This is a genomic window from Streptomyces sp. BV286, from assembly GCF_019090165.1.
Classification (GTDB): domain Bacteria; phylum Actinomycetota; class Actinomycetes; order Streptomycetales; family Streptomycetaceae; genus Streptomyces.
Map to the genome: position 1 here is coordinate 54,493 of NZ_JAHRIB010000100.1, position 14,002 is coordinate 68,494.

Below are 14,002 nucleotides of genomic sequence, written 5' to 3' on the forward strand. Positions count from 1 at the left end.
CCGGTCGCGAAACCGGCCCCCACGCGCGCGGGTATGCCCCGACCACCGCGAAGCGGCTACTGCCCGGTCATGCGTTCCACCATGTCCGGGTGCTCCTTGAGCCACGCGGCGACGGCCTCTTCCTCGTGGCCCTGCCCGCGGTCCTTGATCTCGGCCTCCAGGGTGCCGAGTTCGTCCTCGCTCATCTTGAAGTTCCTGATCCACTTGGTGAGCTGCGGATACTGCTCGGGGAACTTCTTGCTGGAGATGGTCCGGATCGTGTTGCCCTCACCGAACGTCTTCTTCGGGTCGGCGAGCTTCGTCAGCTTGTAGTCGCTGTAGGCCCAGTGCGGCGACCAGAGCGTGACGGCGACGGGTTCCTTCTTGGCGTACGCGCGCTTCAGCTCGGCCAGCATCGCGGGCGTGGAGCCGTCGACGACCTCGTACTCCTTGTCCAGTCCGTAGCCGGGCAGGACCTTCGTCTTGGCGAGGTTCATCTCGCCTGTGCCCGGCTCGATGCCGATGATCTTCCCGTCGAAGAGGTCGCCCTTGCCCTTGAGGTCGGCGAGGGACTTGACGTCCTTCACGTACGAGGGCACGGCGATCTCCAGGGAGGTCGGCTCGTACCAGGTGCCGAGGTCGCGCAGGTTGTCCTTGTGCTTGTCCCAGTAGTTCTTCTGCGCGTAGGGCAGCCACGCGTCGAAGTTGAGGTCGATGTCGCCGGTGGCCAGGCCCGTGTAGACCGGGCCGACGTCCATCTGCTTGAGGTTCAGCTTGTAGCCGCGCCGGGCCAGGACGTCCTTCCACAGGTAGGTGACGGCGATGTCCTCGTCCCAGGGGAACCAGGCGACGTCGACCGGGCGCTTGGCCTCTGCGGGGGTGCCGGACGAGGAGCTCGCGACCGGGGCCAGCTTGTCGACGACACCGGGGTTGCTCTTGAGCCAGGTGCGCACGGCTTCCTGCTGCGCGCCCTTGCCCGCCTTGTTGATCTCCGCCTCAAGGCTGGTGAGCTGCTTCTCGGTCATCTTGAAGCTCTTCAGCCACTTGCCGACGACCGGGTTCTCCTCGGTGAAGCCCTTGCGGGAGAGCGTGTGCACGCCGTCGCCCTTGCCCCAGGCGCCCTTGGGGTCGTCGAGCTTCTTCAGCTTGTACTCGCTGTACGCCCAGTGCGGCGACCAGAGCGTGCCGACGAACGGCTCCTTCTTGGCGTACGCGCGCTTCAGCTCGGCCAGCATCGCCGGCGTGGAGCTGTCGACGACCTCGTACTCCTTGTCGAGCCCGTACTCCTTGAGGACCTTGGTCTTGAGCAGGCCCATCATTCCGGCGCTCGACTCGATGCCGGTGATCTTGCCGTCGAACTCGCCGGCCTTGCCCTTGAGGTCGTCCAGGGAGTCGATGCCCTTCATGTAGGTGGGCACGCTCAGCTCCAGCGACGTCGGGCCGTACCAGGAGCCCAGGTCGTCGAGCTGCTTGCCGTACTTCTTCCAGTACTGCTCGTGCGTGGTGGGCAGCCAGGAGTCGGTCTGGAAGTCGATGTCGCCCTGCGCGAGGGAGGTGTAGAGCGGGCCCGCGTCGAACTGCTTGACGTCGACCTCGTAGCCCCGCTGCTCCAGGATCTCCTTCCAGAGGAAGGTGGAGGCCACGCCCTCGTCCCAGGGGATGTAGCCGATGCTGATCTTCTTGCCCTGGCCGACGTTGTCCGCGTCGGACGCTGCGGTCTCGCTGTCGCCGGAGCCGAAGATGCCCATTCCGCCCGCGACGAGCGCGAGCACGACGACGCCGACCACGGCCACGGTGGGCCTGGGGCGGTAGGACCAGATCTTCAGGCCCTGCGCGGCGCTCAGCTTGGCGGCGGTACGGCGGCCGAGCGGTGAGACCTGGGTGCCCAGCGCGCTGGTCATGCGGTCCAGGTAGATGGCGAGGATGACGATGGCGACGCCCGCCTCGGAGCCGAGGCCGACGTTCAGCTGGCCGATGGCCTCGTTCACGTCGCCGCCGAGGCCGCCGGTGCCGACCATGCCCGCGATGGCGGCCATGGACAGACCCAGCATGATGACCTGGTTGACGCCCGCCATGACGGTGGGCAGGGCCAGCGGCAGCTGGACGCGCAGCAGGATGTTCCCGGGAGTCGTGCCGAACGCGTCGGCGGCCTCGACCAGTTCCTTGTCGACCTGGCGGATGCCCAGCTCGGTCATGCGGACGCCGGGCGCCAGGGCGAAGATCAGGGTGGCCACGATGCCCGCGGGGGCGCCGGTGCCGAAGAACAGGATCGCCGGGATCAGGTAGATCATCGCCGGCAGCGTCTGCATGAAGTCGAGCACGGGCCGCACGATGCCGCTGACCCGGTCCGAGCGGGCCGCCCAGATGCCGACGGGCACGGATATGACCAGCGCGATGATCGTCGCCACGAGGACGAGCGACAGGGTGATCATCGCGTTCTCCCACAGTTCGAGGGAGTCGATGAACGCGAATCCGACGAACGTGAGGAGACCGGCCGAGGTGCCGCGCAGCCAGAAGGCGACGACCGCGAAGATGCCCGCGAGGAGGAGGGGTTCGGGGGCCTGGAGGACGGCGTTGATGCCGTCGTAGGCGCCGAGGAAGACGGTCTTGAAGAAGTCGAAGAGCCACGCCATGTGGTTCAGCAGCCAGTCGACCGTGTCGTTGACCCAGTCGCCGAAGGGGATCCTAGGCATCGGTCTTCACCGCCCCGAGGGTCTTGCCGCGCGGGGAGTCGCAGGGCGCGGGTTCGCCCTGCTCGTCGCCGAGGAAGCCCACGAGCCGCCGCCGGGGCACGACTCCGACCAGCTCGCCGGTCTTGTCGACGACGGCGACGGGGTGGGTCAGCCGTGCGCTGATGGCGCACAGTTCGCCGAACGACGTGTCGGGCCTCGCGGTCTCGCAGTCGCAGTCCGCCTCGTCGCCGCGCAGCTCCGTGTCCATGACGGAGGACGCGGTGAGGACCCGGGAGCGGTCGACGTCCTGGGTGAAGGACGCGACGTAGTCGTTCGCGGGACGGACGAGGATGTCCTCGGCGGTGCCGATCTGGACGATCCGGCCGTCGCGCATGACGGCGATGCGGTCACCGAGGCGCATGGCCTCGTTGAGGTCGTGGGTGATGAAGACGATGGTCTTCTTGAGCTTCTTCTGCAGCTCGATCAGCTGGTCCTGCATGTCACGCCGGATCAGCGGGTCGAGCGCGCTGAACGACTCGTCCATCAGCAGCAGGTCGGCGTCGGTGGCGAGCGCCCGGGCGAGGCCCACACGCTGCTGCATTCCGCCGGACAGTTCGTCGGGCCAGGACTTCTCCCAGCCGGCGAGTCCGGCCAGCACCAGGGCCTTGGTGGCGCGCTCGTGGCGTTCGGCGCGCGGTACGCCCTGCACCTCCAGGCCGTAGGCCGCGTTCTCCAGGACGCTGCGGTGCGGGAAGAGCGCGAAGTGCTGGAAGACCATGCTGACCTTCCGCGAGCGGACCTCGCGCATCTCGCGGTCGTTCAGCGCGGTCAGGTCCTGCCCGTCGAAGACCACGCGTCCCGCGGTCGGCTCCAGGAGTCCGTTGAGCATGCGCAGCAGAGTGGACTTGCCGGACCCGGACAGGCCCATGACGACGAAGATCTCGCCCGGTTCCACCGTGAAGGAGGCGTCGATCACCGCTGCGGTGATGCCCTCGGCCCGCAGCTCCTCACGGTCGGCGCCTGCGCTCAGCCGTTCGACCGCTTCGCCGGGTCGTCTGCCGAACACCTTGTAGAGCTGTTCCGCCTGCAGCCTGGATGACACAAGTACCTCTCAGGTCGAACGAAGACGGCCCGCCTCCCCCGCCGGCGGGCCGTGGAGCGACGCGGGTTCCGCCCGCCAGTCCGTTCGCGCACATGTCAGGTGTGGTTGAAAACGTGACCGAGTTCGCTCCGGGTCCGCCCCTGCCCCCGACCCCTTGGCGCAAACCCGACCGTGTCCCAGTTCACAGGACGTTTACTCCGGGCCGGTGGTGGAAGCCTCTTTCGCCCACTGTCCGCGCCGGGCGGTGACTGTCGGTGGCGTACGGCATGATGCGGGGCGTGACGCAGCAGACTCAGCAGCCCCGGCGAACCATGCTCCTCGACACCGCCTCCCTGTACTTCCGGGCCTATTTCGGGGTCCCGGAGTCCGTGCGGGCCCCGGACGGCACTCCGGTGAACGCCGTGCGGGGCCTGCTCGAGTTCATCGACCGGCTGGTGAAGGACCACCGGCCGGACGATCTGGTGGCCTGCATGGACGCGGACTGGCGTCCGCAGTGGCGGGTCGACCTGATTCCGTCGTACAAGGCGCATCGGGTGGCCGAGGAGACCGAGGTCGGACCGGACGAGGAAGAGGTGCCGGACACCCTGTCGCCGCAGGTGCCGGTCATCGAGGAGGTCCTGGACGCGCTGGGCATCGCACGCGTGGGCGTCGAGGGGTACGAGGCGGACGACGTGATCGGCACGTTCGCCGGCCGCGCCACGGGCCCGGTCGACATCGTCACGGGCGACCGCGACCTGTACCAACTGGTCGACGACGAGCGGAAGGTGCGCGTGCTGTACCCCCTCAAGGGTGTCGGCATGCTGCAGGTCACGGACGAGACGTGGCTGCGTGAGAAGTACGGCGTCGACGGCGCGGGTTACGTGGATCTGGCGCTGCTGCGCGGTGACCCGAGCGACGGCCTGCCGGGGGTGCCGGGCATCGGTGAGAAGACTGCCGCCAAGCTGCTGGCCGAGTTCGGGGACCTGGCCGGGATCATGGCGGCGGTGGACGACCCGAAGTCGAAGCTCACGCCGTCGCAGCGCAAGCGCCTCGACGAGTCGCGTCCGTACGTCTCCGTCGCCCCGAAGGTCGTCCGGGTGGCCGGTGACGTGCCGCTGCCGGACGTGCGGACGGCACTGCCCCGCGCGCCGCGCGATCCGGCGGCCGTGGAGGCGCTCGCGGCCCGCTGGGGTCTCGGTGGATCACTGGCGCGGCTGCTGTCCACGCTGGGGTCCTGAGGGGGACACTGGGACTTCAGGGGCGCCCAGTGCCTTCGCGTGTTCCTGCCCGACGTGTCCCGGCGGTTCAGGAGTGATCCCCGATTTTTCGGGTTACCGCAGGGGAGACCCTGGGCTCGGCGGCTCAGGGGTGTTAACTGGGGGGAGATGCTAACTTAGGTAAGCCTAAGCGAACTTATGCAGGAGGCCGTCATGGCAGAGCGTCCGGCACGCAGGGCCCCCAGGCCCCATTCCGCGCGGGTCGTCCGTACGGAGCGGCTGACCCCCCATATGCAGCGGGTGGTCGTCGGGGGCGAGGGTCTCGCCGATTTCACGACGGGCACCAGCACCGACCATTACGTCAAGCTGCTGTTCGGCGCCGCGGGCGTGACGTATCCGGAGCCTTTCGACATGACCCGGATCCGCGAGGAGTTCCCGCGCGAGCAGTGGCCCGTGACGCGGACGTACACCGTGCGCGCCTGGGACCCGGAGCTGCGCGAGCTGACCCTGGACTTCGTGATCCACGGCGACGAGGGACTCGCGGGACCCTGGGCCACCCGCGTGCAGGCGGGCGAGCTCGTGCGGTTCCTCGGGCCGGGCGGGGCGTACGCCCCCGATGCCGAGGCCGACTGGCATCTGCTCGCCGGTGACGAGAGCGCGCTGCCCGCGATCGCGGCGACGCTGGAGGCGATGCCCGACGGTGCGCAGGTGCGTGTCTTCCTGGAGGTCTCGGGCCCCGAGGAGGAGCAGAAGTTCGACTCGGACGTCGAGGTCGTCTGGCTGCATCGCGGTGACCGGCCGGTCGGCGCGGCGCTGGTGGAGGCCGTACGGGCGCTGGAGTTCCCGGCGGGCCGGGTGCACGCGTTCGTGCACGGCGAGGCCGGGTTCGTGAAGGAGCTGCGCAGGCTGCTCCGCGTCGAGCGTCAGATTCCGCGCGAGGACCTCTCGATCTCCGGGTACTGGCGGCTCGGGCACAACGAGGACGGGTGGCAGGCCGCGAAGCGGGACTGGAACGCGCAGGTCGAGGCGGAGCAGGAGGCTGCGCCGCCCGCCGCCTGATCCGACGCCCCGCCCCGGGACCGGCTTGCCGTCCGCGGGTGGTCACGGGTCGGTCGTGCGGTTCCCCGCGCCCCTCGCAGGGGCGCGGCCGACCGCAGGCCTTCCGCGGCGCGGCCCCGGGTGAGCGCACCCCGGCGGCCGGGCGTCGCCGCAACTGAACGTCACGCACGGCCGAATCCCGCGGCCCCGCCAGGACGGTCAGTGCCGACGAGCCCCGCCCGAGCCGGCCGGTCCGAGGACGGCACCCGCCTCGACGGCGCGGATCAGGCAGCCGAACCACGGCGAGACCTTCGAAGCACATCCCCCACACACACGACGCACCGCGATCCCGGCCCGGGCGCATGGACGTGAGGACGTAGAGCGCAAGGGCGTGAGGACGTAGAGCGCATGGGCGTGAGGACTTAGGCCCGGCGCGGACATGGCCACGTCACGCGGGCGAAACAGGCTCTCCCTAATTTCTGTCACCCGACAGGAATGAGCTGTCGCCTCCAGGATCCCGCTCCCTGCGCCGAAGGCAGGTGCCGTCGTGGCCACCACCGCTCCCCCCGACGTACGCCCCGATCCGCCGGAGCCGTCCGGCGACCGATCCCTCGCGGAGTTCGGCTACCGCCAGGAGCTGCACCGCAGCCTCGGCAGGTACGCCTCGTTCGCCGCCGGCTTCTCCTTCATCTCCGTGCTGACGACCGTCTTCCAGTTCTTCGCCTTCGGGTACGCGTTCGGCGGCCCCGTCTTCTTCTGGGCCTGGCCGGCCGTGCTGGTCGGTCAGTTGCTCGTCGCCGCGTGCTTCGCGGAGCTGGCGGCGCGCTATCCGATCTCCGGCGCCATCTACCAGTGGTCCTCCCGGCTCTCCAGCCTCACCTTCGGCTGGTTCGCCGGCTGGATCATGGTGATCGGGCAGATCGTGGTGGTCGCCGCGGCGGCCCTCGCCCTGCAGGTGGTGATGCCCGCGATCTGGGCCGGCTTCCAGCTGATCGGCGACGACCCGGCGCCGACGTCGGCGAGCGGCGCGGCGAACGCGGCGGTCCTCGGCGTGCTCCTGCTGGTCCTGACGACCGTCGTGAACGTCCTCGACAACCGCGTGATGTCCCTCGTCAACCGCATCGGCGTGACCGCGGAGATCATCGGCGCGGTCTTGATCGTCGTTCTCCTGTTCACCCACTCCGAACGCTCGCCCGGCATCACCTTCCACACCGGGACGAGCGCCCAGTCGGGCCTGGTCGGGGCCCTGCTGGTGGGTTCGTTCACGGCGGCGTACGTGATGATCGGCTTCGACAGCGCGGGCGAGATGAGCGAGGAGACACGCAACCCCCGGCGCACCGCGCCCCGCACGATCCTCACCGCGCTCGGCGCGGCGGGCCTGCTCGGCGGCCTCATCATCCTCGGCGGTCTGCTCGCCGCGCCCAGCCTCACCGACGGCCGGCTCGGCGTCGAGGGACTGAGCTACGTGCTCACCAGCAGCCTCGGCGACGGCGTGGGCCGGGCACTGCTGGCCGACGTGGTGATCGCCATCGCGGTGGCGACCCTCGCGATCCAGACGTCCGCCTGCCGAATGCTGTTCTCCATGGCCCGCGACGGTCAACTGCCCTTCTCCGGACGGCTCGCGAAGGTCAACCCGCGCACCGGCATGCCGAGCGCCCCGGCCCTCGTCGTCGGCGCCTCGGCGGCGGCCCTGCTGCTCCTCAACTTCGCCTCGCCGGAAGCCTTCCTGGCCATCGGTACGACCTGCATCGTGATGCTGTACCTGGCGTACGCCATGGTCACCGGGCCCCTCCTGTGGCAGCGCCTGCGCGGCGGCTTCACCGTCGAGGGCACCGACGAGACGGGCCGCCCGCTCTTCTCCCTCGGCCGCTGGGGCGTCCCCGTCAACGCGCTCGCCCTGCTGTACGGCCTCTTCATGACCGTCAACCTGGCCTGGCCCCGGGCGGAGGTGTACGACCCGGCGGGCGGACACTGGTACTTCCAGTGGTTCACGGTGCTCTTCCTCGGGGCGACCCTGCTCCTGGGCGGCGCGTACCGGGCGTACCGGGCCCGGGGCGCGGCGTCGCAGGCGCCCGCCCCCACCTGACCGCACGGAGACGCCTGATCGAGGGACCGTCCGCCCGCCCCGCCGGGACACCCCTGCGTACGCTTGACCAGGTGAGACGCAAACCCCGGATCCCGCCCTCTCCCCTGCCCCAGCGCGAGGGGGTGGATCCGGTGCGGCTGCGCCTGCCCGCCGCCGGCGCCTGGAGCACCGTACGGGAGCATCTGGTGGAGCGGCTCGCGGGGCGGGCCCCGGTGATCGACGAGATGCTCGCCACGGGGCAGGTCGTGGCGGCGGACGGACGGCCGGTGACCCCTGAATCGCCGTTCGTGCCGGGGATGTTCGTGTGGTTCCACCGCGAACTGCCCGACGAGGAGCGGGTGCCGTTCCCCGTGGACGTCGTGTACCGCGACGAGCACATCGTGGTCGCCGACAAACCGCACTTCCTCGCCACGACGCCCCGGGGCAGCCACGTCGCCGAAACGGCTCTGGCGCGGCTGCGGCGGGAGCTGGACGTCCCGGCGCTCGGAGCCGCGCACCGGCTCGACCGGCTCACCGCCGGGCTCGTGCTGTTCACCGTGCGGCCCGAGGAGCGCGGCGCCTACCAGTCACTGTTCCGCGACCGGCTGGTACGCAAGGAGTACGCGGCGGTCGCCCCGTACGCGAAAGACATCGACCTGCCCCGGACCGTCCGCAGCCGGATCGAGAAGGAGCGGGGAGTCCTGGCCGCCCAAGAGGTACCGGGCGAGCCGAACGCCGAGAGCCGGATCGAGCTGGTGGAGCACCGGGACGGCCGGGCCCTCTACCGGCTGCTCCCCCGCACCGGGCAGACGCACCAACTACGGGTGCACATGAGCGCGTTGGGCGTGCCGGTCCTCGGTGACCCGCTGTACCCGGTGGTCGCCGCCCCCGTGCCGGCCGGTGACTTCCGGCGCCCGCTGCAACTGCTGGCGCGGGCGCTGGAGTTCACCGATCCGGTCACGGGACGCAGGCATGCGTTCCGCAGCGCGCGGACGCTGGGAGCGTGGTCCGCGTACGACGACTGGGCCGGCGGCGGGCAGGCTCAGTAGCCGCGCCACCAGCGCACGAAGCGCTGCCAGGCGCCGAGCCGGTGGCCCGGTTCGACGACCGGTTCGGGAGCCGGGTCCAGCGGCTGGTCGATCGTGGGCCGCGGCGCCGGAGCGGTCTCCGCGGTGTCCCCGGAGAGGTCCCAGTCCGGTCGCGGCCGGGGCAGCTGGCTCACCCCGGGGCGCTCCATGACGTCCTTCGGCGAAGCCGGGTCGAACACGACCGGCAGTTCCACCAGGTGGCGCGAGGAGATGGACGCGGTCCACTTCAAGTCGTCCTCGTCGACACCGAGCTGGACGTCGGGAAGCCGCTTGAGGAGCGCGTCGACACCGGTGTCGGCGATGGCACGACCGATGTCCTGGCCGGGGCACTCGTGCGGACCGCCGCCGAAGGCGAGGTGCGAGCGGTTGCCCTTCATGTTCGCCGAGAGGTCCGGGCGGACGTGCGGGTCGACGTTGCCCGGCGCGATCCCGAAGAGCAGCCCGTCGCCCTTGCGGATGCGCTGTCCGCCCAACTCCGTGTCCTGCTTGGCGAAGTAGCCGAGGACGGAGCTGAACGGCGGCTCGTCCCACAGGGACTGCTCCACCGCCTGGGGCACCGTCATCTGGCCGCCGTTGAGCTGGGCGCGGAAGCCTGGGTCCGTGAGGACGACCCGCAGCACGTTGGCGAGGAGGTTCGCCGTGGCCTCGTACGCGGCGAGCAGGACGAGGCGCAGGTGCTGGCCCACCTCCTCGTCGGTGAGCCCGGCGGGGTGGTTGATGAGGTGGCTGGTGAAGTCGTTGGCCGGTTCGGCCCGGCGTCGCACGGTGAGCCGCATCAGCACGCTCATGACGTACTCGTTGCTGGCGATGGCGGTCTCGGTGCCCTTGAGCAGGTCGCGGGTGGTCTGCACCATCCGGTCGTCGTACTCCTCGGGCATGCCGAGGATCTCGCACAGCACCGCCATGGGCAGGTGCTCGGCGTACTGGGAGACCAGGTCGGCGGTGCCCCGCTCGCAGAACTGGTTGACCAGTTCCTGCGTCCAGTGGTTGATGTGACGGCGCAGGTCACGGGTGTTGATGGTGGACATGGCGCCCATCACCGCGCCCCGCAGCCGCTGGTGTTCGTCGCCCTCGGCGTGGGAGCAGATGGGCTGCCAGGCGATGTGGGGCATCAGCGGGTGGTCGGCGCCCGCCGTGCCGTCCATGAGGGCGGTCCAGATGCGGCTGTCGCGGGTGTAGACCGAGGGGTTGCTGACCATGTGGAGGTTCTCGCCGTGCCCGAGGACCATCCAGAAGGGCACGTCGTTGTGGAGCAGCACGGGCGCGACGGCGCCGTGTTCCGCGCGGAGCTTCTCGTACAGGGCCCCCAGGTCCTGCGCCTCGGGTCCGTACAGGCGGCGCAGTCCGCCGGGACCCGTGCCGTGGGCGGGGCAGCCCGGCGGCGGGCCGGACATGAGGTCGTCCATACCGGTCAGGGAGTGGGATTCAGGCGTCACGGTGGTGGCTCCGAAACTGAAGTCGTTCTGGTGTCTGGGAAGTTGGTCCGGTGCGTCGGACACCGGGCGGTGCCTGCGCGGCCGGCGCCGGGAGCGGTGCCGCGCCCCGAGGGGGCGCGGGGGGCTGCAGATCAGCCCTCACCGACCCGCAGGTCGTCACCGCGCCTCGGGCGGAGCGCCTACGCGGACGCCGACGCCATGGCGATGGAGTGCAGGAAGCGCATCAGCGTCATCAGGACGTCCCGGCTGGAGGCCCGGCGGCGCGCGTCGCACTTCACCATGGGGATCTCCTCGGAGAGGTCGAGCGCCGCGCGCAGGTCCTCCATGGGGTAACGGGGCCCGTCCGGGAAGTCGTTGACGGCGACGACGAACGGCACGCCACGCTCCTCCAGGCGTCCGATCACGTCGAAGCTGACCTCCAGGCGGCGGGTGTCCACCAGGACGACCGCGCCGAGGGCGCCCTCGAAGAGGCCGTTCCACAGGAACCAGAAGCGTTCCTGGCCCGGGGTGCCGAACAGGTACAGCACCAGTTGCTCGGTGATGCTGATGCGGCCGAAGTCCATGGCGACGGTGGTGGCCGTCTTCGTGTCGGAGCCGTAGTTGTCGTCGACCCCGATACCTGCCTGAGTCATGGTCTCTTCGGTCGTCAGCGGCCTGATCTCGCTGACGGATCCCACCATCGTCGTCTTGCCGACCCCGAAACCGCCCACGATCACGATCTTCACCGCGGCCGTCGCCGTGTGCGGGAGGTGGTCCTCGGTGCGAGGTCCCGGGATGGTGTCAGAGCTTTTGAAGTCCATGCATCACCGCTTCGAGGAGGGAACGGTCGGGCAGCTCCGAGCGGACGATCGGGGCGCGCGCCTGTACCAGTTCAGCCGTCAGCAGCTCGGTCAGCAGTACGGTCACCACGCTGAACGGCAGATTGAGATAGGCCGAGACTTCGGCCACGGACATGGGGGCCTGGCAGAGCCGGAGCAGCGCCGACTGCTCCGGCTGGGCGGAGGGCGGTGCGTCGGCGCACGCCACGATTAAGGTCACCAGGTCGAGTTCGGCGCGGTCGCCGCCGTCGACCTGGCCGGTGACGACGTACAGCCGCTCCGGCTCGCGGGTCTGGCCCTGCCCGCCCTGCCCTTCCGGCGGGGGTGCGGGCTTCTTCTGCGGCGCTTCCTTGGGGAAGCGCCGTCGTCGTTGAGGAGGAGTCATACGGTCTGCCCGTTCCGCCGGGGCGGACTCGTGAGGTGAGCACCGATCCGGACGACGAGGTCGCGCATACGGGCGCTCATGAGCCCGGCGTCCACATGCGCCTCGGCGAGCACGGCGAGATAGGCGTTGGGGCCGGCGGCCATCATGTAGAAGTAGCCGCCCTCCATCTCGATGATGACCATCCGCATCTTGCCGTCGGTGTCGGGGATCTCCGTGGCGACGGCTCCGGCGAGGCTCTGCAGTCCGGCGCAGGCCGCGGCGATGCGGTCGGCGGCGTCGGGGTCGCCGCCGTAGCGGGCGATGCGCAGGCCGTCGGCGGAGAGCACGACGACCTGCCGGGTCCCGTAGACCCCGTCGGACAGCTCCTTGAGCATCCAGTCGAAGTTGGCGCGCTGCTGGATCACTTGAGGTCCCCCTCGTCATCGGCCTCCGTGCGGGCCGGACTGTTCGTCTCTCCGGGCGTCTGCTTCTGGTCGTCGTCTCCGCCCTTGAGGCCGGCCATGAACGCCTCGACCCACAGCCCGGGTTCCTTCTCTTCCTTCTTCTTCTTGGGCACCTGCGTCGACGACCGGGTCCAGTCGATGACGGGGCGGCCCTCCTTGCGCGCGGCCTCCGCCTCCGCGGCGGCGGCGCGGGCCTCCAGGACCCGCTGGCTGTACGGGACCTTGACCCGGCTGCGGCGCTGCGGCAGGCCGTTGGCCGTCCACTCGGTGACCTCGGGGACGTCGTCGTCCTCCATGCCCTCCGGCACGTTGATCCGGGGTCCGGTGGTGGGGCGGCGCTTCTTCTCCGCGCGCTTGGGGCCCTCGACCCCGTCGAAGTCGACCTTGGGCACGGCGGCGGCGCCGATGCCGTGGGCGAGACCGGGGGCGTGCTCCTCGGTGGTGAGCAGCTTGCGCGGTACGACGAGGACGGCGCGCACGCCGCCGTAGGCGGACTGCCGCAGGGAGACCTGCATGTCGTACATGTCCATCAGGCGGCCCACGACGGCGAGGCCGAGGCGCGGGTCCTCGCCGAGCTGGTTGAGGTCGGGCCCGGCGGCCGCCTGCGCGAGCATGCGCTCGGCCCGGGTGCGGGCCTCCTCGCTGAGGCTGACGCCGGCGTCCTCGATCTCGATGGCGACGCCGGTCTGCACCTCGACCGCGGTGACGTGCACCTTGGTGTGCGGCGGCGAGTAGCGGGTGGCGTTGTCGAGGAGTTCGGCGGCCGCGTGGATGACGGGCTCGACGTGGATGCCGTTGACGTTGACCTTCGCGATGGAGTGCAGCTCGATGCGCCGGTACTCCAGGATGCGGGACATGGCACCGCGCAGCACGCTGTAGAGCGGGACGGGCGCGGGCCACTGGCGGCCGGGGCGGCCGCCGCCGAGCACGGCGATGGAGTCGGCGAGGCGGCCGATCAGCGCGGTGCCGTGGTCGATGCGGAGCAGGTCGTCGAAGACCTCGGGGTTGCGCCCGTGGTCCTCCTCCATCTCGCGGAGTTCCACGTTCTGCTGGTGGACGATCGCCTGAACCCGGCGGGCGATGTTGACGAAGGAGCGCTGCGCGGCCTCGCGCTGCAGTTCCTCGTGGTCCACGATCCGCAGCAGTTCGACCAGCAACTCCCGCTGGGAGCGGGGGATGTTGCGCTGGGCGGGGTCGCTGTCGACGATCTGCCGGACGGCCTCCTCGGGCGCCCTGCCGCCGCGCATCCGCTTGAGGACGGCGGGGAGCAGGTCCTCGCGGAGGTGGTCGATCTCGGCGTCGTGGAGACTGACGCGCCGCTCCATGACTTCGGTGCGGCGGGTGAGCTCGGCGCGCGCCGCCCGGATGACCCGGCCGCGGCGGACCGCCTCCGCGGCCGTCGCGATCACGAGCAGGGTGGCGATGGCGCCGCACAGGCCGACGGCCGTCCGGGCCGGCTGCGCCACCAGGGCGACGGCGGCACCGGTCGCCGCGGCCATCACTATGGCCGGCAACAACAGCACGCGCGCGTAGGGAACTTCACGGCCACCGGGAGGCGATTGAACACTCACCATGTATGCCCTCTGAGACAAATCGACTGGAGGTCGGGGGGAGGTAACTGGATCTTCAGAACTTTGGGGAACAAGCGCACGAATACACCTCAACTCGGTGCGCTGCGGGCGAGCTTAGTCCGACCGGATCATCGCTGTGTCATATTCAGCAACCACCTGAAAACGCCCTCGCGACTGGAGTACGCTCTGCCCCATTTACACGCTGCGCC

The 14,002-nt window shown here is 70.3% G+C and carries 11 protein-coding genes; 4 read left to right on the forward strand and 7 right to left on the reverse strand.

The window, feature by feature from the left end; genetic code table 11:
• Positions 1 to 56: 56 nt before the first annotated feature.
• A complete protein-coding gene (locus KUF83_RS13660; protein WP_217454928.1) occupies positions 57 to 2,672 on the reverse strand; it encodes an ABC transporter permease/substrate binding protein in 2,616 nt (871 codons plus the stop codon).
• Positions 2,665 to 3,753 (reverse strand): glycine betaine/L-proline ABC transporter ATP-binding protein, encoded by a 1,089-nt coding sequence (locus KUF83_RS13665; protein ID WP_217454929.1) that lies wholly within the window; start codon positions 3,751 to 3,753, stop codon positions 2,665 to 2,667. The genes KUF83_RS13660 and KUF83_RS13665 overlap by 8 nt, the downstream gene beginning before the upstream one ends.
• Positions 3,754 to 4,022: 269 nt before the next feature.
• Between KUF83_RS13665 and KUF83_RS13670 the strand changes: the two genes are divergently transcribed.
• The 4 genes from KUF83_RS13670 to KUF83_RS13685 all read left to right on the forward strand — a co-directional run bounded on the left by KUF83_RS13670 (position 4,023) and on the right by KUF83_RS13685 (position 9,101).
• Entirely contained in the window at positions 4,023 to 4,970 is a 948-nt protein-coding gene (locus KUF83_RS13670; RefSeq protein ID WP_254643809.1) for a 5'-3' exonuclease, read from the forward strand.
• A 192-nt stretch (positions 4,971 to 5,162) separates the two neighbouring features.
• Positions 5,163 to 6,008: a siderophore-interacting protein gene (locus KUF83_RS13675; protein ID WP_217454930.1), complete on the forward strand. Its 846-nt coding sequence runs from the start codon at positions 5,163 to 5,165 to the stop codon at positions 6,006 to 6,008.
• A gap of 526 nt (positions 6,009 to 6,534) precedes the next feature.
• Positions 6,535 to 8,073 (forward strand): amino acid permease, encoded by a 1,539-nt coding sequence (locus KUF83_RS13680; RefSeq protein WP_217454931.1) that lies wholly within the window; start codon positions 6,535 to 6,537, stop codon positions 8,071 to 8,073.
• Positions 8,074 to 8,144: 71 nt separating this feature from the next.
• Positions 8,145 to 9,101: an RluA family pseudouridine synthase gene (locus KUF83_RS13685; protein WP_217454932.1), complete on the forward strand. Its 957-nt coding sequence runs from the start codon at positions 8,145 to 8,147 to the stop codon at positions 9,099 to 9,101.
• Here the strand turns inward: KUF83_RS13685 and KUF83_RS13690 are convergent.
• From KUF83_RS13690 to KUF83_RS13710, 5 genes are all read right to left on the reverse strand, one after another.
• Positions 9,095 to 10,576 carry a cytochrome P450 gene (locus KUF83_RS13690; protein WP_217454933.1) on the reverse strand — a complete coding sequence of 494 codons (1,482 nt, stop codon included), beginning with the start codon at positions 10,574 to 10,576 and terminating at the stop codon, positions 9,095 to 9,097. The genes KUF83_RS13685 and KUF83_RS13690 overlap by 7 nt on opposite strands.
• 179 nt (positions 10,577 to 10,755) lie before the next feature.
• On the reverse strand, positions 10,756 to 11,376 hold the full coding sequence (locus tag KUF83_RS13695; RefSeq protein ID WP_217454934.1) for an ATP/GTP-binding protein: 621 nt from the start codon (positions 11,374 to 11,376) through the stop codon (positions 10,756 to 10,758).
• Entirely contained in the window at positions 11,357 to 11,779 is a 423-nt protein-coding gene (locus KUF83_RS13700; protein WP_217454935.1) for a DUF742 domain-containing protein, read from the reverse strand. Before KUF83_RS13700 ends, KUF83_RS13695 begins: the two co-directional genes overlap by 20 nt.
• Entirely contained in the window at positions 11,776 to 12,183 is a 408-nt protein-coding gene (locus KUF83_RS13705) for a roadblock/LC7 domain-containing protein (RefSeq protein ID WP_107019841.1), read from the reverse strand. Before KUF83_RS13705 ends, KUF83_RS13700 begins: the two co-directional genes overlap by 4 nt.
• On the reverse strand, positions 12,180 to 13,796 hold the full coding sequence (locus KUF83_RS13710; protein WP_217454936.1) for a sensor histidine kinase KdpD: 1,617 nt from the start codon (positions 13,794 to 13,796) through the stop codon (positions 12,180 to 12,182). The genes KUF83_RS13705 and KUF83_RS13710 overlap by 4 nt, the downstream gene beginning before the upstream one ends.
• Between the last annotated feature and the right edge of the window lie 206 nt (positions 13,797 to 14,002).